We start from the raw sequence: 22,307 nt of genomic DNA, 5'->3' as shown, positions 1-22,307 counted from the left end.
GAGCTTATCGGTATGAACGTGAACGGTTGAGTGCGGCGAGTCTGCGCGCCACGCCCGGCGCATCGAGCAGAGAATCGACCGGCTGCGGCAGTCGGCGGCGCCAGTTCGGATGAGTGTCGACGGTGCCGGGCAGATTCGGTTGCTCGACCAGTCCCAGCGCATCCTCTATCGGCAGCAACGCCAGCGGCGCCGGGGTCGCGGCAATGAAGGCCGCAGCTGCATCCACCGCCGCATCCGCCTGGTCCGCATTGCTCATATTCGCTGCAGACTGCTGCGGTGCGTGCTCGAACAATGCCTGTGCCAGCGCCGCGCGCTCGTTCGCACGGGCCGCACGCGCCTCGTCCTCGCTCTGCCCTTCTTCCAGCAGGTCGAGCTGCTTGCGCCAGTCGATATCTCGTCCTTGCCACCAGCCGGCGATGGTCGGCAGGTCATGCGTGGCGGTGGTGGCGATGGCATCCGCCGACCATTCTTCCGGCCGCCGGAATCGCTCGGCGTCGCGTTCGAACAGCAGCACGCGGATGCCGAGCAACCCGGCATCGGCCAGCGTGCGGTCGAAGCCCGGCGGCACCGTGCCGAGATCCTCGCCGATGACGATCGCCTGGTGGCGCCACGATTCGAGCGCGATCAAGCGAAGCAAGTCTTCCAGCGGATACTGCAGATAGGCGCCATCCGCCGACGACGCCCCCTGCGGCACGAGCCACAGGCGCGACAAACCCAGCACGTGGTCGATGCGCGCGCCGCCCGCATAAGCGAAAGTCGCGCGCAGCATCTCGATATAGGCGCCAAACCCCTTGGCCTTCATGGCATGGGGAGAAAATGCACCCAGGCCCCAGTTTTGACCGCGCGTATTGAGCGCGTCCGGCGGCGCGCCGACCGACAACCCGTTGATCAGTTCGCTCTGCCGGCTCCAGGCCTGGCTACCGGCATTGTCGGCGCCCACAGCCAAGTCGGCGATCAGGCCGATCGGCATGCCTGCAGCGCGTGCGGCTGCCTGTGCCGCGGAAAGCCCGCGGGCGGCTTGCCACTGCAGGAATTCATGGAACCTGACTTCGTCGGCATGCTCGGCGGCGAAGCGCTCGACTTCCGCGTTCGCCGGATCGTGCAGGCCGCTCGGCCAGGTACGCCAGTCGCCGGACTCGCCGTGCGCCAGCCGCCATGCATGGATCGCTTCGAAGCGCGCATGGTCACGCAGGGCATTGCCGCCCTGCCGGCGAAACGCGTCAAACTCAATGTTCGGGCCTTGTTGAATAAAATGCCGGTACAGTGCGCGCAACAGCTTCAGCCGCAATTGCGCCGCTGTCGGCCAGTCGATCAGATCGAGTTGTTCCACGCGGTGCAGCGCCTCGGCTTCATGCGGCTCCATCTCGGCCACGATTGCGTCGAACGCCTCCTTGCCCAGAACCGCCGCCGGATCGATATGCAGCGCGTTCAGGAATAGCCGGCTCGACGGCCCGTAGGGGCTGAAGCGATGAACATCTGCGGAAAACATCGCATGCACCGGGCTGATCGCCAGCGCGCCGGCGCCGTGCGAAGCAGCCGAGACGGCCATCCTGGCCAGGCTGGTGAAGTCGCCGATGCCGCCGTCACCCGCGCGACGCAGGGAGTACAGCTGCACGCCCAGGCCCCACAGGCGTGCCGTATGCATATCTGTGCCTGCACTGCGGGCGGTGGCACGCAAGGCGTCTGCCACGCCGAAGCAGCGCGGCGGCGCAATTGCCAGCACGGTTTCGCCATCGCCCGCCAGCAGGCGATGATAGCCGGCGCTGTGCAAGGGCGGCAGCTCGATCACGCCGGCATGATGCGGAAAATGTCCGTCGATGGCATCGCCGCTTTCCAGGATGATCCGGTACGCCGAACCTGACAGGTGTCCGGGCAGCGGCAGCGTGACGCCTCGTCCGATGGTGCTGGTCACCAGCGGCGGCAATTGCGTCGAATCGTTTAGCGCGGCAATGCGCGCCAGGCTATCGCGGCAATCCTCCTCGCTTGCGCAGGGAAATCCGAGCGCTTCCAGAATGCGCGCCAATGCTTCAGGCGCAACCTGCATCGGCCGGCCGGCAGCATTGATCCAGTCGCGTGACAGTCCGGCGGCTTGCGCCAACCGTAGTATCGATTCTTCATTCATTGTGCAGGCTCCAGTACGGCGAGAATGGCATGATCCGGCAGACGGCCTTCGGCAACTGCATCGGGCACACCATCGGATTCAAACAGTACGGTGCCGCCATAGCCGTCAGCGTGGCGCTCGAATTCGATCCGCACCGGTTCGGCGCCGAGGTTCAGCGCGATCATCAAGACGCGGCCATCTCCCATGCGCCAACGGGCTCTCACCGCTGCCGGGCCAAGCACTTCGGCACCGAGCGCGCGCGTGCCGGCAAGGCGTGGCACAAGGTATTCGCGGCGAATGATCAGCAAGCTCTTGTAGAAATCACGCCAGGCGAAGGAGGTCTCATTGGCCGGCTTGGGGATCGAATCCAGGAAGGTTTGCTCGGCATTCGGGTCGGGAATGCGCTCACGCTTGGCAGGGTCGGAGAATGCTGAAAAACGCGCAAACTCTTGCCGGCGGCCATTGCGCACGGCTTCGGCCAGTTCATGGTTCGGATGGCTGGTGAAATACAGAAAAGGCTGGGTGCTGCCCATTTCCTCGCCCATGTAGATCAGCGGGATATGCGGACACAGCAGCAGCAAGGCGGTTGCCGCGCGCAAGGCGTTGGGGTCAGCCAGCACGCTCAGGCGCTCGCCGAATGCACGGTTGCCGATCTGGTCGTGGTTCTGCAGGAAGAACACGAACGAAGTAGGCGGCAGGTGTCCGCTCGGTTCGCCCCGTGGTTCACCGCCCGGAAACAGCGACGCCTGTCCCTGGTAGATGAAGCCTTCGGCCAGGCCGCGCGCCAGTTTTTGCGCCGTATCCTCGATGTAGCCGGCGTAGTAACCTTCCCGCTCGCCGGTCAGCAAGACGTGCATCGCATGATGCAAGTCGTCGTTCCATTGCGCGTCAAACAACCGCTGGGGTTCGCGCGCAAGCAGCCTGGCAGAGTTGTCATCGTTTTCCAGCACCAGATGGACGTGGCGCCCGGCCGGCACCGCCGCGCGAACGCGCCGGGCCATCTCGACCAGCCAATCCTTTTCGCTGATTGCGTGTACCGCATCGAAGCGCAGGCCGTCGAAGCGGAACTCGGTGAGCCAGTAAATGGCATTCTCGGTGAAATAGTCGCGCACCGGCTGCTTGCGGAAATCGATCGCCTGCCCCCACGGCGTGTGGATATCGTCGCGGAAGAAGTCCTTGGCGTAGGCGCCCAGGTAATTGCCGTCCGGGCCGAAGTGGTTGTAGACAACGTCGAGAAACACCATCAGCCCCAGGCCGTGCGCCGTATCGATCAGGGCCTTCAATTCATCCGGCGTGCCGTAGGCCGCATCAGGCGCATACGGCAACACGCCATCGTAGCCCCAGTTGCGCGGCCCGGGGAAATCGGCGATCGGCATCAGTTCGACCGCGGTGATACCCAGTTCGGCCAGTTCGGCCAGTCGTTGCGTCGCCCCGGCGAAGCCGCCGAAGGTCCCGAGGTGCAGCTCGTAAATGACGGTGGCTTCCCACGGCAAGCCGCGCCAGTCGTCATTCTTCCAGCGGTAGGCTGCAGGGTCGCAGACGAGGCTGGCGTCGTGCACGTCGCCAGCCTGCGCGCGCGAAGCCGGATCCGGTACGGCGAGATCGCCGACGCGGTAGCGGTAGCGCGTGCCGGCGCCGCAATCGGCGACGGCCTCGAACCAGCCGCCCTCCCGGGCCGTCATCGGCAGCGCGGCGCGGCCTTCGATTTCGACGCTGGCATGCGTGCAACTGGGAGCCCACAGACGAAAGCGGGTCTGGTCGGGGGCAATGAGTTCGGCGCCGAAGCGCCAGGTCGGAACGGGCGGTCGATTAGGTTCAGGGAGCGTGGACATGATCAGCCTCGAGTAGGATGGCACTGTGCGCGGCAACGACGATGCGGTTGCGCTTCGGCTGCCGCGCGCCGGATGGGTCAAAATCTTGTGCAGTCGTGCCGACCGCTTCGGCGGCGTCGATGACGGTGCGCCACGCCATGACCGGCTGCGGCAGTACGAATTCACGGTCTTCGGAAAAGGCATTCAACAGCAGCAGCGTGGCGGAGACTAGCGCGCCTGTCGTGCCGGGGGAGCCTGCGGAACCTGCATGCCGCTCGCTGGCCAGCCGGCGCAGTGCCAGCAGGCGCCCCTCGGCGAAATTCCAGCGGTCCTGCGTCATCTCATGGCCAGTCTCGTCGAACCAGCCGATATCGGGCACGCCCTGCAGGGTGCGGAAGCTTGCGGTCAGAAAACGCGTGCCGCGCAGCGACGCATGACGCATGCGCGCAGCGATGCAGCGGCGCGTGAAGTCGAACAGCGCGCGCCCGGCATCCGTCTCCAGCAAACTCCAGTCGAACCAGGACAGTTCGTTGTCCTGGCAGTAGGCATTGTTATTGCCATGTTGCGTGCGGCCGAATTCATCGCCGCCGAGCAGCATCGGCGTGCCGTTGGAAAACATCAGCGTCATCAGCATCGCCCGCCGGATCTTGTCGCGGGTCGCGTTGACCTGGGCATCGCCGGTCGGCCCTTCGACGCCCCAGTTGCAACTCTTGTTATCGTTGCTGCCGTCGCGATTGTCTTCGCCGTTGGCTAGATTGTATTTCTGGCTGTAGCTGACCAGATCGTTGAGCGTGAAGCCATCGTGCGCCGTGACGAAATTGATCGAGCTCCAGGCACGGCGGCGGTGGTGATTGAACATGTCGGCCGAACCAAGCAACCGAGCTGCGACCGCGCCGCGCATGGCAACGTCCCCGCGCCAGAAGCAGCGCACATGGTCGCGAAAGCGGTCGTTCCATTCGGCGATGCCGGCAGGATGGTTGCCGACCTGATAACCGCCTGGCCCGAGGTCCCACGGTTCCGAAATCAGCTTCACCCGCGAGAGCACGGGATCTTGCATCATGGCGTCGAAGAAGCCTGCGCCTGGATCGAAGCCGTGTTGCTCCCTCCCGAGCGTGGCGCCGAGATCGAAACGAAAACCGTCGACATGGAACTCCTGCACCCAGTAACGCAGCGAATCCATCACCATGTGGATCACGCGCGGATGCGATAGGGCCAGGGTATTGCCGCAGCCGGTATCGTTGACCAGATGACGGTAATTGCCGGCATGCAGACGGTAGTAGGTGGCATTGTCGAGCCCGCGCCATGACAGGGTCGGCCCCAACTCGCTTTCTTCGCAGGTATGGTTGTACACAACGTCGAGAATGACTTCGATGCCGGCGGCGTGCAGCTGGCGGATCGCATGGCGCATTTCATTGAGCGTGCCATCTGCTAGATAGCGCGGCTCCGGCGCGAAGAATGACAGCGTGTTGTAGCCCCAATAATTGGACAACCCGGCATTGACCAGGCGGCGGTCTTGCAGGATCGCGTGCACAGGCAGCAGTTCGAGCGCGGTGATGCCAAGCCTGGTGAAATGTTCGATCAGGTAAGGATTGGCCAGCGCTGCGAAGGTGCCGCGTTCTTTGGGCGCCACATGCGGCGCGCGCATCGAAAGGCCGCGCACATGCGCTTCATAGATCACCGTCTTTTCCCACGGCACGCTGGGAGGGGCGTCGCCGTGCCAGTTGAATGCGCTGTCGACCACCACGCCCTTGGGCATGTTGGGCGCGCTATCACGCCGATCGAACGACAGGTCGCGCTGCGGCGAATTGTAACGGTAGCCGTACAGCGCATCGCTCCAGCGCACGGCGCCATGCAGCTGCCGCGCATACGGGTCGAGCAGCAGCTTGTTGGGATTGAAGCGGTGGCCGTCTTCCGGCCGGTAAGGGCCGTAGGCGCGATAGCCGTAGAGGGTGCCAGGATGAACGTTCGGCAGGTAGCCATGCCATATCTCGTTGGTGCATTCGGGCAGCGTGTAGCGCGCGACCTCGTGGCGGCCGCTGGCGTCGAACAGGCACAACTCCACCTTCACCGCATGGGCGGAAAACACGGCAAAGTTGGTGCCGGCGCCGTCATAACAGGCGCCCAGCGGATAGGCCGAGCCCGGCTGCATCGCCGGCAGGGTGCGCGCCACCGTGCTCACCTCAGCCCTCGGGTTTAAATACCAGCACAGACAGCGGCGGCAGCGATAGCTGGATCGACTGCGCCTGGCCATGCGCAGGATGCGGTTCGCTATTGACGGCGCCGGCGTTGCCCACGCCGCTGCCGCCGTAGACCTCGGCATCGCTGTTGAGGAGTTCGCGCCAGACCGTCGGCGAGCGACCGTATGCAGGTACGCCGATACGGTAACCATGGCGCACAACGGGCGTCATGTTCACCACCACCAGCACCGGCGCTGCGCCTTGCGAGGCCGGCTTGCGCAGGAAGGCGAACACGCTGTTGGCGGCGTCATCGCCGATCACCCATTCGAAGCCCTGCGGCGAACAGTCGAGTTCATGCAGCGCCGGTTCGCCTTCATACAGGCGGTTCAGGTCGCGCACCAGCCGCTGCACGCCGCGGTGCGCCGGCTGGTCGAGCAAGTCCCATTGCGGCGAGCCGTCGTGATTCCACTCGCTCATTTGCCCGAATTCGCACCCCATGAACAAGAGCTTCTTGCCTGGATGTGTCCACATGAAGCCCAGGTATGCCCGCAGGTTGGCGAGCTTTTGCCAGTCGTCGCCCGGCATCTTGTTGAGCAGCGAACCCTTGCCGTGCACCACTTCGTCATGCGAGATCGGTAGCACGAATTTTTCCGAGAAGGCATACACCAGCCCGAAGGTCATCTCATTGTGATGGTGGCTGCGGTAGAGAGGATCGAGCGAGGCGTAGTGCAGCGAGTCGTGCATCCAGCCCATGTTCCACTTGTGGGTGAAGCCAAGCCCGCCCTCTTCCACCGGCGCGGAGACGCCGGGCCAGGCGGTCGATTCCTCGGCGATCATCAACGCCCCAGGACAGCGTTGGCGCACCACCTGGTTCAGTTCGCGCAGGAACGCGACTGCTTCCAGGTTCTCGCGCCCGCCGTGAACGTTCGGCACCCATTCGCCCGGCTTGCGGCTGTAGTCGCGGTACAGCATCGATGCCACCGCATCCACGCGCAGGCCGTCGACGTGAAAATGCTCGAGCCACTCCAGCGCCGACGCGATCAGGAAGCTGGAAACTTCCTTGCGGCCGAGGTTATAGATCAGCGTATTCCAGTCCTGGTGGTAGCCTTCGCGCGGGTCCTGGTGTTCATACAGCGCGGTGCCATCGAAGCGGGCCAGGCCGTGCTCATCCGACGGGAAATGCGCGGGCACCCAGTCGAGGATGACGCCGAGGCCGGCGGCATGGCAACGGTCGACGAAGGAGGCGAATGCCGCCGGCGTACCGAAGCGTGCCGACGGCGCGAACAGGCCGAGCGGCTGATAACCCCAGGAGCCGCCGAAGGGATGTTCCATAATCGGCAGAAATTCCAGGTGCGTGAAGCCCATGCCGAGCGCGTATGGAATCAAACGGTCGCCAAGTTCGTGCCAGTTAAGGTTCCGGCCGCCCTCTTCCGGATTGCGCAGCCAGGAACCGGCATGCACTTCATAGATGGATAAGGGCGCATCGAGCGAATGGCGGCGGGAGCGGTCGCGCATCCATTGCTCATCGGTCCACTGGAAAGGCGTCGCCGGCGCTACTATCGACACGGTGGATGGCGGCGCTTCGGTGGCACGTGCAACCGGATCGGCCTTGAGCGGCAGGACGTTGCCATCGATGCCGACGATCTCGAACTGGTAGCGCGCGCCCGCGCCCAGACGCGGAATGAACAATTCCCACACGCCGGTTTCCATGCGCAGGCGCATCGGATGGCGCCGGCCATCCCACTGGTTGAAGTCGCCGACGACCGATACGCGTTGCGCATTCGGCGCCCACACGGCGAAGCGCGTGCCTGCCACGCCGTCGATCGTCATGGGATTTGCGCCCAGACAGCGCCCAAGCTCGCGATGCGTCCCTTCTCCCAGCAGATGCATGTCGAGCTCGCCGAGCAGCAAGCCGAAGCGATAGGGATCTTCCGTGATCTGCACCAGTTCGCCGCCCTCCGGAGCCGGCCAGGTGATGCGCAACAGGTAAGCCTGATCCGCCGCCAGCATCGGCGCGCTGCTGACGAACAAGCCGCTCTGGTCGAGATTGAGCAACGACTCCACCAGCTCGCCATGATCGCTGATGCCCGCGCCCGGCAGCACGATATCGACAGCACGGGCGCCCGGCTGGAAAGTACGGATGACGAGCTTGTCGCCGATGCGATGCGGCCCGAGGAAAGAGAACGGATCGGCCAGACGGCCGGCCAGCAGCGCATCGCGCTTCTGCCGGTCGACGTCGATGGCTGGATCGTTAATCGTGTGGTTCATGCCAAAATCCTGTGTAATGCATTGTTCGTGAAGCCGGAGTCGTTCAAACTGTGCTCATTCATCGGCAATGCCTCCGTCAGCGTGCTTCAGCAAGGCGTTGGCGATCTTCGCCAGGCCATTTGCCGGCACGGCGACCCAGCTGGGGCGGTTGGCGGCTTCGTAACAGACTTCGTAAGCGGCCTTTTCCAGCATGAAGAGATCGAGCAGCGCCTGCTCGGCTGCGGCAGAAAATGCCACCGGGCTGCCGGCGATTGCCTGCCGGTAGGCCTCGAGGAAGGTGGTCTGCGCAGTAGGCGCGAAATCACGCAGAATCTGTTGCTTGCGCAGTTCGTCGGCTTCCGACAGATCGCCCATGCCGGCGTGTCGCGAGAATGCCGCGACGTAGTCGAACGAGCGCATGAGCCCGGCCACATCGCGCATCGGACTGCTCTTCTGGCGCCGCTCTTCCAGCGACTTAGCCGGCTCACCCTCGAAATCGACGATATATACGTCGCCTTGCGCGACCAGCACCTGCCCGAGATGGAAGTCGCCATGAGTGCGCATGCGCAGTGTGCCAATTCCTTCGAGAGCCAATTCCCCCACCCTGCGCAGCAGCACCTCGCGCTGCCCGATCAGGTTGGCGACACGATGCGCCTCGTCTTCGCTGCTCCATTCTCGCTTGCTTCTCAACACCGCGAACGCGGCTTCCAGCTGCTGCTTGACCGCGTCAGCCCAGGCCTTTGCATCGGCCTCGTCGGTGACCTGCGGGGCGAATGCCGCATCCTCGGTAGGCGCCGCCAGGACCACGTGCATTTCCCCGAGGCGCCTGCCGAGCAGGCTCACCAGATCGATCAAGTCAGCGTGCGGATCGGATATCTCCGTTGACACATCAGCGGCCTCGGTCACATCACCGGCCACGCTGTGCTGGATCACGCGTTCCAGCGTGTCCAGCGTCCATTGCCAGGCATCGCCCTGATTGTCGATGAAACGTTGCATCACCATCATCGTGTAAGAGGTGCCGTCGGCAGCGATGCGTGCGGCTTCGCCAAGCATTGCCGGCGTATTGGCAAAGCCGGCCACGGTGAGATAGCGGCTGACTTCTGCTTCCGGATGGATGCCGGCCGTCATGCGCCGGATTACCTTGAGCACCATCGTGTCGCCGATCACCAGCGAGCTGTTCGACTGCTCCGCCGACATGCGGCGGATTTCCGGCTCCGCCTTGACTTCGACCTCGGCCAGCGCATCGGTCGGCATGAAGCGGATCTCGCCATCGTCGCCCGCGATCGTGGCGCCGCTGCGCATCAGATCAACGACCGCATAGGCGAAGGAATCCATCACGAACGCGTCGGTAAGCAGGCCGACGTGGCGTCCGCGTCGGATGCGCGACAAGGCGAGCTGGTGCGGCAAGGCAGTAACAATGTCTTCCTCGCGGATGTAGCCCAGCGGAAGCAGGTAGCGGTGGGTTCCCTTGCCGGTGTGTGTCTCGATCTCAGCGAGCATGGTCGGCAGCACGTGCGGTCGGGCGTGCGATACCGGCAGCGATGTTGCCAGCGCAATGCGCGTTGACAGCAGTTTTTCCTGCTTGGCCGCATACCAGCGGCGCTTCGGCAGATAGGCCGGTAGCGCTTCTTTTTCGAGGGTCGTGCGCGCCGATGCTTCCATGATCTCATTCACGCCATGCCGCAGCACCAGTGTCGCCAGATCCGGCAAGGGTTCAGGCGCCGGCGTATGCCAGCTCGGCATGCTCGCTTCGGTCGTCAACAGGAACCAGTAAAAGCCGTATGGCGGCAGCGTCAGCAGATATGGCAGTTTGCCGATCGGCGGGAAGGCCGAGCCACCGATCATCTCGACCGGCACGCGTCCGGCGAACTCCGCCAGGTCGAGTTCGACCGCCTGCGCCGAGCGCGACACGTTCGCCACACACAGGATATGGTCGTTGAGATTACCTTCGCACGTACCGTCGGCTTCACGCAGGTAAGCCAGCACACGCCGGTTGGCCGGATACAGAATCTTCAGCGTACCGCGCGAGAATGCACAATGCTGTTTGCGCACCGCCAGCAGGCGCCGGGTCCAGTTCAGCAGCGAATACGGATCGGCGTGTTGGACTTCGACGTTGACCGCCTGATAACCGTAGATCGGGTCCATGATCGGCGGCAGCACTAATCGCGCCGGGTCGGCGCGGGAAAAACCGCCGTTGCGATCCGGCGCCCATTGCATCGGCGTGCGCACGCCGTCGCGGTCACCCAGATGGATATTGTCGCCCATGCCGATTTCATCGCCGTAGTACAAAACCGGCGTGCCCGGCATCGATAACAGAAAACTGTTGAGCAGTTCCGCGCGGCGGCGGTCGCGTTCCAGCAACGGCAACAGGCGCCGGCGAATGCCGAGATTGATGCGTGCGCGCTTTTCCGACGCATAGAAATTCCACAGGTAGTCGCGCTCCTTGTCGGTCACCATTTCCAGCGTCAGCTCGTCATGGTTGCGCAAAAAGATCGCCCACTGGCAGTTCGGCGGAATTTCCGGCGTCTGGCGCAGGATGTCGGTGATCGGGAAGCGGTCTTCCTGCGCGAGCGCCATGTACATGCGCGGCATCAGCGGGAAGTGAAACGCCATGTGGCACTCGTCGCCGTCGCCGAAATACTGCTGCACGTCTTCCGGCCACATGTTGGCTTCGGCAAGCAGCATGCGATCGGGATAGCTGCGGTCGAGTTCGGCGCGGATCCTCTTCAGAATCTCATGTGTTTCCGGCAGATTCTCGTTCGACGTGCCCTCGCGCTCGATCAGATACGGCACCGCATCCAGCCGCAGGCCGTCTACGCCGATGTCCAGCCAGAAGCGCATCACCGCCAGCACCTCCTTCAAGACCTGGGGATTGTCGAAATTCAGATCCGGTTGGTGGGAATAGAATCGATGCCAGAAAAACGCATTGGCGACCGGGTCCCAGGTCCAGTTGGATTTTTCCGTGTCGCAGAAAATGATGCGCGTGTCGGCATAAGCGTTATCGTTATCCGACCAGACATAGAAGTTGCGTGCCGCCGATCCCGGCTTGGCATGGCGTGCCCGCTGAAACCAGGGATGCTGATCGGACGTGTGATTGACCACCAGTTCAGTGATCACGCGCAGGCCGCGCCTGTGCGCTTCATTGATGAAGCGGCGCGCATCCTGCATCGTGCCGTAATCAGGATGCACGCCTCGGTAGTCGGCGATGTCGTAACCATCGTCCTTGCGCGGCGATGGATAGAACGGCAACAGCCAGATCGTGTTGACGCCCAGGTCGACGATGTAGTCGAGCTTCTGGATCAGGCCGGCAAAGTCGCCAATGCCATCGTTATTTGAGTCGAAGAATGACTTGACGTGCACCTGGTAGATGACCGCATCCTTATACCACTGCGGATCTTCCTGAAAGCGTGGTCCCGGGGCCACACCAGCCGCAGCGGCCGGACGCAATGTTTTGCGACGTTCCATCATCAGCCCCCTTTCCGGCGCACCCGCCAGATTCCATACGGATTGATCATCGGATCGAGCCGCAGCTGCTGCCGCTTACCGCGCCAGCTCAGCCGGCCTCCTCCCACCAAATCGTCAACCTCGATTTCGCCTTCATCCGGCACGCCTAATTCCCACAGCGGCACTTCGATGGCGGTTTCATGCGCCTGGTGAGGATCGAGATTGATCGCTACCAGCACCACGTTGTCGCCCAGGGTCTGGCCGGCTTCGAACGGCTCGCTCGACTTGATGAAATACAGGATATTTTCGTCGGAAGACTGCAGGAAACGCACGCCCAGATGCGATTGCAGCGCGGGGTTCTCGATGCGGATGCGGTTCAGTTGCGTGATCTCGCGGATGATGTTGCCGGGCCGATGCCAGTCCCAGGCACGAATCTCGTACTTTTCCGAATCCAGGTATTCTTCCTTGCCCGGCACCGGCGTTCCCTCGCACAGCTCGTAGCCGCTGTACATGCCCCACAGGCCCGACAGCGTGGTAGCCAGCGCGGCGCGGATCAGGAATCCCGGGCGGCCGGAGCGCTGCAGGAAGTAAGGATTGATGTCCGGCGTATTGACGAAGAAATGCGGGCGAAAGTATTCGCGCACATTGGTTGTCGTCAGCTCGGTCAGGTATTCGATGAATTCCGCCTTGGTGTGACGCCAGGTGAAATAGGTGTAGGACTGCGAGTAGCCGGCCTTGGCCAGGCGGTACATCATCTTCGGCCGCGTAAAGGCTTCGGACAGGAAGATCACGTCGGGGAAACGTCCGCGAATATCATTGATCATCCACTCCCAGAACGGCAGCGGCTTGGTGTGGGGATTATCGACGCGGAACACCCGCACGCCCTCCTTCACCCACAGCAGCACGACGTCGCGCAGCGCGATCCACAGGCCAGGCACTGCGCCGTCGGCGTAGAAATCGACATTGACGATGTCCTGGTATTTTTTCGGCGGGTTTTCCGCATAGCGGATGGTGCCGTCCGGGCGCCAGGCGAACCAGTCCGGGTGTTCCTTGAGCCACGGATGGTCGGGCGAGCACTGGATGGCGAAATCCAGTGCCAGCTCCAGGCCGTGGCGCGCTGCCTCGTCGCGCAGACGGCGGAAGTCTTCCAGCGTGCCGAGTTCTGGATGGATCGCGTCGTGCCCGCCCTCGCTCGATCCGATCGCGTACGGGCTGCCCGGATCGTCGGGACCGGCGTCGAGGCTGTTGTTGCGGCCCTTGCGGTGTTTCCTGCCGATCGGGTGGATCGGCGTGAAATACAGCGTATCGAAACCCATGTCCTGGATGGCTGGCAGACGCTTGATTACGTCGTCAAAGCTGCCATGCCGGTGCGGGTCGCCGCTTTGCGAGCGCGGAAACAGTTCGTACCAACTCGAAAAACGCGCAGCACGCCGCTCGGCGTCAATGCGGAAAATGTCGCTCCTGACGGCAAACGGCCTGGCGTCGGCGGCGCGCATCGCTTCCCATGCGGGCTCGGACAACAAAGCAGCGATTCGCTCGGTGTCGCGCTCTTTCGTCTGCGCTGTATTGCCCGCGTCGGAGTGCTGGCCGCGACCAACGGGCACTTTCAGGCTCTTGGCCAGCGTATCTAGCGTGGCCGCGAGATCCTTTTTATCCTGTTCCATGGCGAAAGCCGCCGCCTGCTCGACCAGCAGGCGCCCTTCTTCCAGTTCGACCTTCACGTTCAGTCCAGCGCCGGTCTTCTTTTCCAGTTCGTCGCGATAGGTCGCGAACACGTCGCGCCACGCTTCGACCGCGAACAGGTGGCGGCCCAGGCGGGTGAGCGGCAGGCTGGCTGCCCAGCGATCGTTGCCGATCGCGTGCATGCGCACTTCGCGCCACTCGGCTTCATCCGCCGGACGCCACAGCAACACCACTGCGAGCTTCTCATGCCCGTCGGTAAACACGTCGGCTTCGATGGTCACGCAATCGCCGACCACGCGCTTGACGGCAAAGCGCCCGCCGTCGACCGTGGGCGATACCGCTTCGATGGCAACGCGCGGCATCTTCGCTGCCGCCACAACCGCCTGCTTGCCACGTGGCGCGGGCAGCAATATCGGCGCCAGCCTGCCGGCTTCGAACACCTGCAATTGCCCCGGCTCCAGGCAGAGGACCTGCGGCACGGCATTGCTCCCTTCGGCGGCATCCTGATCCGGCTGCGGCCACAGGCGGCGCTGCGGCACGAGGCCTTCGGCGTGCGCGAGCCACTGGCGTTCATGCACCATAGCGGGGCGCTCGATGCCTGCATTGACCAGTACCAGCAACGCCTCCGCCGGCTCCGCGCCAGACTTGAACGCTGCCGGCGCCGGATTGCGCAATAGAATCGCCGCGTCCGCATCCGCGCCTGACAACAGGCGCAGCGTCGCGCCATACAGCTTCGCGCCATGTGCATCGACAAAACGGTTGGCGGCGACCACCTCGCTAGACAGATCGATTCCTGCTCCCGGTGGCGCCTGTTCGCCGGACCGTCCCTGCTCGAACCCGAGCGGCATCAGCCAGCCGTTGCCGACTGCCGCAGCCAACTGCAGCGCGCGGCGAAACACCGTAGCGACCGTCTCCGGTTGCTCGGCGCCCGGCGCACGCGCTGCAACCGCCTGCCCTGGCGCATCGGGAAATGCAATCGGCGGCGCGACGCGCAGCAAGCGCGCATGCTCTTCCTCGATCCAGTGCGCGCGGAAATTCCACCAGGCCGCCGACGAAAAACTGGCATCGAACCCGCAGCCGACCAGCGCATCGAGTTGCGCCGGCGTGCAGCCCGGCGTCCAGGCCAGAAAACGCACCTGCGGCTGCTGCGCCCTGACGTTGGCGATCAAATCTTTCCATACTTCCGCAGGTACGCCGGCCACGTCGATGCAGCGAAATCCCACGACACCCTGCTCCGACCAGTCCAGTAGCCGCTCGCTCCAGTAAGCGCGGATTTCTTCCTGCACTTCTGACTTCGTATAACGGTAATGCTGACGCGTCGGCACCACCTGCGGATAGCGCGGGTCCGGCAAGTCGTCCTGCTGCCCCGGTGCCGCAAACCAGTGCGCATGGGTCTGCAGCAAGGCGTCATCCGGAGCAACGCCGGCGATATCGAGGTCCACCAGCAGAGCCAACTGGCGGCGCGCGCAGGCCTGCGCGATTTCCCTGATGTCCCTTTCCTGCGCCATCGGCCCGGGCAGCAGCACATGATCGAACCCAAGCGCAGCGGCGCGCGCCAAAGCGGCGTCAAGCTGCTCCAGTCCGCTGCGCGCCTCGGCGCCAGTTAGCGGGAATATCGGCAATGAACAGATCTTGGGGATAAATGGCGTCGATATTGTCATTGTTCTCAGCACGTTCTAAGCAAGGGTGCGACAGCTTGGGTTAAACCGATTGGGCGCCTACTTTCAAATGGATTGTCGAGCCGATAAATTGTTCTCGGATTGACATGCAAATCCCACACGCCTTGTTATCAAGCTCACCATTTGTGCTTGTCGATCCGGCCATTTAATGAAAAAAAGCGTTGCATAAGCTGCACAAGCGTCGAACGTTTTTCCCGTTATCCTCTCTACTGTTCCGACAAGCAATAAAATGCTTAGCAATCTCTGCTGGGCATCGTTAGCGGTGCTGGAAAAAGGAGCGAGGCGGTAATGATCATTTATCAGGTGTATCCAAGAAGTTTCTTTGATTCCAACAATGATGGCATCGGCGACCTCGCCGGTATTGATGCAAAGCTGGACTACATCAAAAGCCTCGGCGTGGATGCGATCTGGATCAGCCCGTTTTTCAAATCGCCGATGAAGGACTTCGGCTACGACGTCTCGAACTACCGCGAAGTCGATCCGATCTTCGGTACCCTTGCCGACTTCAAGCGCCTGATGGCGCACGCCAAGGCCGCCGATCTGGGCGTCATGGTCGACATGGTGATCTCGCACACATCCGAAGAGCACGACTGGTTCAAGCAAAGCCGCGCCAGGGAAAACGGCAAATCCGACTGGTACCTGTGGGCCGACCCCAAGCCCGACGGCAGTCCCCCGAACAACTGGGTCTCCGTGTTCGGCGGCCCGGCCTGGCGCTGGGATGCCGAGCGCCGGCAATACTATTTCCATTCCTTCTTTTCGAGCCAGCCCGACCTGAACATGCACAATCCGGCGGTGCAGGAAGCGGTGCTCGGCGAGATGAAGTTCTGGCTCGACATGGGCGTGTCGGGATTTCGTTTCGACGCCTGCAACCACATCTTCCAGGACCTGGAACTGCGTAACAATCCGCCGCGCGAAGACACCAGCGCGGCGCTGCATCCCTACGGCTTCCAGTTGCATATCTACGACCAGGCACGGCCGGAAATGCTGCCCTTCCTGGAGCGCGTGCGTGCCCTGCTCGATGACTACGGCGCCGTCAGCCTGGCCGAAGTCGGCGGTCACGATGCCTTGCAATTGATGGGGCAATACACTGGCGCCAACCGCCTGCATTCGGCGTACAGCTTTGCATTGATGCAGCCCGACAGCAGCGCCCCTTACGTGGCGAAGGTGATCCGCACCCTGGAAGAAAGCATCCATGCCCCTGCCGCGCCGTGTTACGCCATGTCCAACCATGACAAGCCGCGCGTGGCAACGCGCTGGCTCAAGGGCCGCGACCCGGAACAGACTGCCAAGCAAATGCTGGCCCTGCTGTTTTCGATGCGCGGCGATATCTGCCTGTACCAGGGCGAAGAACTCGGCTTGCCGCAGGCCGACGTGCCGTTCGAGAAGTTGCAGGATCCGTTCGGCATCAGCTTCTGGCCGAAATTCAAGGGCCGCGACGGCTGCCGCACGCCGATGCCGTGGAATGACCATATCCACGGCGGCTTCAGCCTGGCCGAGCCGTGGCTTCCGGTCACGGCCGAGCATCTGGAATTGAACGTGGCTAGCCAGGAAGCGCGGGCGAATTCGGTGCTGCGCTTTGCGCGCGACATGATTGCGCTGCGCCGCGCGCTGCCGCAGCTCGAACGCGGCGGCATCGAGCTGCTGGATGCGCCCGAAGGCGTGCTGGCCTTCCGCCGTCATTGCGATGGCCGCGAATTGGTGTGCCTCTTTAACATGGAAACTACGCCGCTTAAGGTGCCGGCGCCCGGCATGACGCAAGCGGTACTGGCGCAACACGCCGAACTCGACAACCAGACGGCCCACCTCGGCATCAATGGTTTCATGCTGCTGCAGGCAGCCTGAATTTATTAACAAGCGGTCAGGACGCAAAAAATCGCCGCACGTGTTTCTGCGTGCGGCGATTTGATTCGGGAAGCAGCCAGTCCGGATCAGAGCGTGGCCTATGCAACCAGTTGGGTCGAAGAGCCCGCGTTCATGCGCTGCAGCACGGCTTCCGCGCCTTCCTTGCTGTCTTGCACGCGACGCAGAAAACGGCGGTCGCGGGCATTGGTCAGTCCGGTGTCGGCCTCCGACATGCGCGACATATTGCCGGACCGGTCGACGCTGTAGTCGGCACAGACGATCACTTCATCGAGCTGCGCATCCGGCAGCACGCGCGTGTATTCGAACAGGATGCTGCGCACCACTTCGGCGCCCTGGCAGATATGGCTGCCGTGACCGATCCAGGTCGGGCCGACGATCTTGCTGCCGGCTTCGATATGACAGCCGGCGCCGATGTAGACCGGTCCTTCGAAGGTCGTGCCTTCCCAGTCGATGCGGGTATTCAGGCCGACGAACACGCCTTCCCTGACCTGCTCGCCCGGCACATCCATGCCCGGTACTTCGCCGGTCATCAGGCTTTGCAGCACGCTCCAGTAATCCTTCACGCTGCCAATGTCGAGCCACTGGAAATCGTGCTTTTGCGCGTAGAAAGGCAAGCCCTTCTCCGCCAGCAGCGGGAACAACTGGGAGCCGATATCGAATACTTCGCCCGATGGAATCAGGTCGATCGCTTCCGGCTCGAAAATGTAAATACCAGTGGAAGCCATATTGGAAAGCGCCTGCTCGCGCTTCGGCTTTTCCTGAAACTGCTTGATCTTGCCGTTCTCATCCGCCACCACGACGCCATAATCGGACACCTTATCCCACGGCACTTCGCGGGTGATGACGGAAGCGATCGCCCCCTTGCGCTTGTGCTCGTCGATCGCGGCCTGGATGTCGAGGTCGATGATGGCGTCGCCGCACAGCACGATCGTGGTGTCGTCGAAGAAGCGGCCGAACTCCTGGATCTTCTTCATGCCGCCGGCCGAGCCGAGCGCTTCCGGATGCACTTCTCCGGTATCGTCGACATAACCTTCGAAGGAATAGCCGATGCGCACGCCGAACTGGCTGCCTTCGCCGAAATAGCTTTCGATCTTTTCGTGCAGGTAGCTGACATTGACCATGATGTCGCGCACGCCGCATTGCGCGAGGTGTTCGACGATGTAGGCCATGACCGGCTTGCCCAGGATCGGGATCATCGGCTTGGGAAGATCGTAAGTGAGCGGGCGTACCCGTGTGCCTTTTCCGGCAGCGAGAATCATTGCTTTCAAGATGCTTAACCTCAGAAAATATTTCAACGGCAATAGGTCAATGAGAACACGTCATATCCTGCAAGAAATTGCCAGGAATCAAACAGGCAACACTTCCAACAGGAAATTTCTTGTTGCATTGACGCTCTTTGATCTGGACCTGCTTGGCAACGACCTGTAGGGCCGTTACCGAATAACATTCTTATTATCTGATTCCCAACTGTGAGCGCAGTTCCTTCGGTATCCAATTACCCAACAGCACTACGCTATGACCCTGCACCGGCAATTCCGGGGGCTGCAGCGTACGCACTTCACTCGCCGGTTCGGCGCTGTCGACCAATAATTGCCAAGGTTCCTCCGCCTCGGGCACGAGGAAGGTCAGCGCATCATGCCCGCCGTTAATCAGAATCAGGATGCGTTCGAGCCGTCCAGCCTCGTCGAGGCTGGCGCGCTGCACCATCAGCGCACGGGCATCCGGATTTTGCCAGGCCTCCGGCGACAAGGTCTGCCCGCGCTCATCGAACCAGGCGACGTCCGGCACGCCCGGCGCGACTTCCTCGCCGTGCATGAAATATTGGGCCTGCAACGTGGTCAAGCGGTGCCGCAGGAGCCCCAGCCGGGCGACGAAATCGGTCAGGAGCAGCCCATCCGGGGTTGCCGCAGCATTCCAGTCGACCCAGGAAATTTCATTATCCTGGCAATAGGCGTTGTTGTTGCCCTTCTGCGTGCGGCTGAACTCGTCGCCGCCGACCAGCATCGGCGTGCCCTGAGAAAACATCATCGTCGCCAGCAAGGCGCGTTTGACGCGCTCGCGCAATTCGATGATGCCGACATCATCGGTCGGCCCTTCAACGCCCCAGTTGTTGCTGAGGTTTTCGGAATGGCCGTCGTTATTGTTTTCGCCGTTGGCTTCGTTGTGTTTCTCGTTGTAACTCACCAGGTCCTGCAGGGTGAAGCCGTCATGCGCGGTGACGAAGTTGACCGATGCCCAGGGCTTGCGGCGGCGACGGTTGAATACGTCGGCGGAACCGGACAAGCGCGCGGCAAGGTCGGCACGCTGGCCGGGATCGCCGCGCCAGAAACGGCGCACGCCATCGCGGAACCTGTCGTTCCATTCGGCGAAGCCGGGCGGATGGTTGCCGAGCTGGTAACCGCCGGGACCGCAGTCCCAGGGCTCGGAAATCAGCTTTAGCCGGGAAAGCACCGGGTCTTGCAGGATCGCGTCGAAGAACCCGGACCCCGGGTCGAAGCCGGTGCCCTCGCGGCCGAGCGTCGCGCCCAGATCGAAGCGGAAGCCGTCGATATGGAAGGACTCGGCCCAGTAGCGCAGCGAATCCATCACCATCTGCAGCACGCGCGGATGCGAGATATTGAGCGTATTGCCGCAGCCGGTCTCGTTGATGTAATAGCGCTCGTTGCCCGGCACGAGGCGGAAATAGCTGGCGTTGTCGAGGCCGCGGAAGCAGACGGTCGGGCCCATCTCGTTGCCGCTGCTGGTGTGGTTGTAGACGACGTCCATGATGACTTCGATGCCGGCCGCGTGCAGCCGGCGCACCGCCATGCGGATATCGTTCAGGCCGCCGGCCGACATGTAGCGCGGCTCGGGCGCGAAAAACGATAGCGGACTGTAGCCCCAGTAATTCGCCAGGCCGCGCTGCAGCAGGAAATGATCCTGCATGAACGCCTGCACCGGCAGCAGTTCGAGCGTGGTCACGCCCAGCTTGTGCAGGTGCTCGATGAAGCGCGGGTTGGCCAGCGCGGTAAAGGTGCCGCGCAAGTCGCTGCGTAAATCCTCGCGCAGGATCGAAATGCCGCGCACGTGCGCCTCGTAGATGACTGTCTTGGCCCAGGGAACTTGCGGACGCTTGTCGTCGCCCCAGTTGAACGAATCTTCGACGACCACTGCCTTCGGCATGGCCTGCGCGCTATCGCGCCGGTCGAAACTGAGGTCGCCCTTGCTCGAACCGATTCGATAGCCGAACAAGGCGTCAGCCCAGCGCAATGGTCCCGACAACAATTTTGCGTAAGGGTCGAGCAGCAGCTTGTGCGGATTGAAGCGATGGCCGCGGTTGGGCTCATACGGGCCGTGGGCGCGAAAGCCGTATAAAAGCCCCGGTCCGGCTTCGGGCAGATAGCCGTGCCAGACTTCATCCGTGCAATCCGGCAGCGGCAGGCAAGCGATCTGCTTGCGCCCGGCGGAATCGAAGATGCAGAGATCGATGCGTTCGGCATTGGCGGAAAAGACCGCGAAATTCACGCCGGTGCCGTCGAAACTGGCGCCGAGTGGATAGGGACGCCCGGCTTGCAGGCGGTCCGGAATTTCGAAAAACATGCGGGTGTTCTCCTCGTTTGCACTGCCGGCGGCGCGCCGGCCTCCCTAGACAGACACCGGCGTGTGAAAGCTGTTTCCGGCGCTGCCTTAATGTTTCACAAGGGAGCGCTGAGTAGCGCGGAATCGCAGAATGGCCGAATCAGACCGTCATGAACTGTAACGCCGGCTGCAGTTCCCGTACCGGCACAGTTGCAGGGGAAACTGCAGCTGCGGTCGGCGGCGTGGCCGGCTTCCTGGCTGCGACGAACAGGCTCTTCGCAGACGGCGCAGCGACTGCCGCATATGCATTGATATATTGCTCGGCCGGGCCATCCCAGGAGAAATCGACGGACATCGCGTTGCATTGCATGGTGTGCCATGAACGGGGCGCCGCATGCAGTTCGAAGGCACGCGAGACCGCGCCCGCCATGTCCGCCGCTTCCTCGCCGTCGAACAGCACGCCGCATGCCCCATTGGGCACGGCGCCTTTCAATCCGGCGTCGGGGATCGAATCGATCATGCCGCCCACCCGCGAGGCGATCGGGATGGTGCCGTAGCGCATCGAGTACAGCGGCGTCAGGCCGAACGGCTCGAAGCGCGTGCCATGCAGCAGCATGTCGGCGCCGGCATGCAATGCATGCGCGCGATGCTCGTCATAGCCGATGAAGAGGCCGATGCGCGACGGGAATTGCCCGGCCAGTTCGAACAAGCCTTGTTCATACGCGCGGTCGCCTCGCCCGAGCACCACGAGCTGAGCTCGCGGGTGACGGTTCAGGATGTGCGGCAAAGCGGCCAGCGCCACGTCGGCCATCTTTTGATGGGTGATGCGGCTGCCCATCGCCAGGATCGGCGCAAACGGATCGACCGGCAAGCCGAACATCTGCTGCAGTTCACGCTTGCAGGCGCTCTTGCCGCGCAAATCGTCCGGCGTAAAGCGGCGGGCGATCAGTTCATCGGTGGCCGGGTTCCAGGTCTCGGTATCCACGCCATTGGCGATCGCCAGCAAATCCTGCTTGCGTGCATTCAAAATGCCTTCCATGCCATGGCCGAAGCGTGGCGTCAGGATTTCGCGCGCATAGGAATGGCTGACAGTGGTAATGCGGTCGGCATGCAGGATGCCGGCCTTGAGGAAACTGAGCTGGCCCCAGAACTCCAGCCCGTCCGGCCCCAGCATTTCAGGCGGGATGCCGAGCGCCGGCGCCACGTCGAGCGGATAGTTGCCCTGAAATGCCAAGTTGTGGATCGTCAGGACCGTGCCGACATCGCGAATGCCCTTCAGCTTCAGGTAGGTGGGGATCAGGGCGGCATGCCAGTCGTTCGCATGCACGACGTGCGGCCTGGCGAGCTGGGTATTGCCGGCGCAGATTTCGGCCGCGGCCTGGGCCAGCGCGGCGAAGCAAAGCGCATTATCCGTGTATTCGCTGCCGTCCACATCGACATAAGGATTGGCGCTTCGCCTGTCGAAGCCCGCCGTCTTCAGTAATACCACCGGCACGCTGCTGTCGGGTATGCATCCCTGCAGCAGCACGCCTGAGCCGCCGGGCAGATCAGGCAAGCGGCCGACTTCGTGTAGCGGACCGGCGCCTTCGGCGACGCCAGGATAGGCGGGCAACAGGATGGTTGCCTCGGAGCCGTGCTCGCGCAAGGTCGCCGCCAGGGAGGTAATGACGTCGGCCAGCCCGCCGGTTTTGACCAGCGGCACGGCTTCGGAGGCGACCAGCAATACACGGGCGTTCATAAAAAT

General features: G+C 62.8%; 10 protein-coding genes. 1 reads left to right on the top strand and 9 read right to left on the bottom strand.

The features are described from left to right. Nucleotides 1–4 precede the first annotated feature (4 nt). Genes malQ through EDC30_RS01705 form a run of 6 tightly spaced genes read right to left on the bottom strand, consistent with a single transcriptional unit; the run spans nt 5 to nt 15,124 of the window. Nucleotides 5–2,122, bottom strand: a complete 2,118-nt coding sequence (malQ, locus tag EDC30_RS01730; RefSeq protein WP_132256687.1) for a 4-alpha-glucanotransferase — start codon at nt 2,120–2,122, stop codon at nt 5–7. Then, the gene (treZ, locus tag EDC30_RS01725; RefSeq protein ID WP_132256685.1) at nt 2,119–3,933 is read right to left on the bottom strand and encodes a malto-oligosyltrehalose trehalohydrolase; all 1,815 of its coding nucleotides are present in this window, start codon (nt 3,931–3,933) and stop codon (nt 2,119–2,121) included. Before treZ ends, malQ begins: the two co-directional genes overlap by 4 nt. Beyond that, nucleotides 3,917–6,082, bottom strand: a complete 2,166-nt coding sequence (gene glgX / locus EDC30_RS01720; protein WP_424446890.1) for a glycogen debranching protein GlgX — start codon at nt 6,080–6,082, stop codon at nt 3,917–3,919. Before glgX (EDC30_RS01720) ends, treZ begins: the two co-directional genes overlap by 17 nt. A 10-nt stretch (nt 6,083–6,092) precedes the next feature. Then, nucleotides 6,093–8,357, bottom strand: a complete 2,265-nt coding sequence (glgB, locus tag EDC30_RS01715; RefSeq protein WP_132256684.1) for a 1,4-alpha-glucan branching protein GlgB — start codon at nt 8,355–8,357, stop codon at nt 6,093–6,095. Between the two features lie 54 nt (nt 8,358–8,411). Continuing rightward, on the bottom strand, nt 8,412–11,804 hold the full coding sequence (treS, locus tag EDC30_RS01710) for a maltose alpha-D-glucosyltransferase (protein WP_424446889.1): 3,393 nt from the start codon (nt 11,802–11,804) through the stop codon (nt 8,412–8,414). Then, nucleotides 11,804–15,124: an alpha-1,4-glucan--maltose-1-phosphate maltosyltransferase gene (locus tag EDC30_RS01705; protein WP_132256681.1), complete on the bottom strand. Its 3,321-nt coding sequence runs from the start codon at nt 15,122–15,124 to the stop codon at nt 11,804–11,806. The genes treS and EDC30_RS01705 overlap by 1 nt, the downstream gene beginning before the upstream one ends. 306 nt (nt 15,125–15,430) lie before the next feature. On the opposite strand from EDC30_RS01705, the gene EDC30_RS01700 reads away from it, so the two are divergent. After that, nucleotides 15,431–16,984 (top strand): alpha-amylase family glycosyl hydrolase, encoded by a 1,554-nt coding sequence (locus EDC30_RS01700; protein ID WP_132256679.1) that lies wholly within the window; start codon nt 15,431–15,433, stop codon nt 16,982–16,984. A gap of 98 nt (nt 16,985–17,082) precedes the next feature. On the opposite strand, the gene EDC30_RS01695 is transcribed toward EDC30_RS01700, so the two are convergent. The 3 genes from EDC30_RS01695 to glgA form a co-directional block, all read right to left on the bottom strand. Beyond that, nucleotides 17,083–18,264 carry a nucleotidyltransferase family protein gene (locus EDC30_RS01695; protein ID WP_132257222.1) on the bottom strand — a complete coding sequence of 394 codons (1,182 nt, stop codon included), beginning with the start codon at nt 18,262–18,264 and terminating at the stop codon, nt 17,083–17,085. 193 nt (nt 18,265–18,457) lie between these two features. Continuing rightward, nucleotides 18,458–20,584, bottom strand: coding sequence for a glycogen debranching protein GlgX (glgX, locus tag EDC30_RS01690; protein WP_132256678.1), 2,127 nt, complete (start codon nt 20,582–20,584; stop codon nt 18,458–18,460). 139 nt (nt 20,585–20,723) lie between these two features. Then, nucleotides 20,724–22,301 (bottom strand): glycogen synthase GlgA, encoded by a 1,578-nt coding sequence (gene glgA, locus EDC30_RS01685; protein ID WP_132256676.1) that lies wholly within the window; start codon nt 22,299–22,301, stop codon nt 20,724–20,726. Between the last annotated feature and the right edge of the window lie 6 nt (nt 22,302–22,307).

It is taken from the genome of Paucimonas lemoignei (assembly GCF_004342585.1).
In the GTDB taxonomy this organism is placed as follows: Bacteria; Pseudomonadota; Gammaproteobacteria; order Burkholderiales; family Burkholderiaceae_D; genus Paucimonas; species Paucimonas lemoignei.
The sequence above is the reverse complement of the archived record's forward strand: the minus strand, read 5'-3'. Positions and strand labels throughout refer to the sequence as shown.

Bases quoted from the DNA above. Each gene is read 5' to 3' on its own strand.
- treS (WP_424446889.1), bottom strand. From the start codon at position 11,804: ATGATGGAACGTCGCAAAACATTGCGTCCGGCCGCTGCGGCTGGTGTG.
- glgX (WP_132256678.1), bottom strand. From the start codon at position 20,584: ATGTTTTTCGAAATTCCGGACCGCCTGCAAGCCGGGCGTCCCTATCCA.
- EDC30_RS01695 (WP_132257222.1), bottom strand. From the start codon at position 18,264: ATGATTCTCGCTGCCGGAAAAGGCACACGGGTACGCCCGCTCACTTAC.
- EDC30_RS01705 (WP_132256681.1), bottom strand. From the start codon at position 15,124: ATGACAATATCGACGCCATTTATCCCCAAGATCTGTTCATTGCCGATA.
- treZ (WP_132256685.1), bottom strand. From the start codon at position 3,933: ATGTCCACGCTCCCTGAACCTAATCGACCGCCCGTTCCGACCTGGCGC.
- glgB (WP_132256684.1), bottom strand. From the start codon at position 8,357: ATGAACCACACGATTAACGATCCAGCCATCGACGTCGACCGGCAGAAG.
- malQ (WP_132256687.1), bottom strand. From the start codon at position 2,122: ATGAATGAAGAATCGATACTACGGTTGGCGCAAGCCGCCGGACTGTCA.
- glgA (WP_132256676.1), bottom strand. From the start codon at position 22,301: ATGAACGCCCGTGTATTGCTGGTCGCCTCCGAAGCCGTGCCGCTGGTC.
- EDC30_RS01700 (WP_132256679.1), top strand. From the start codon at position 15,431: ATGATCATTTATCAGGTGTATCCAAGAAGTTTCTTTGATTCCAACAAT.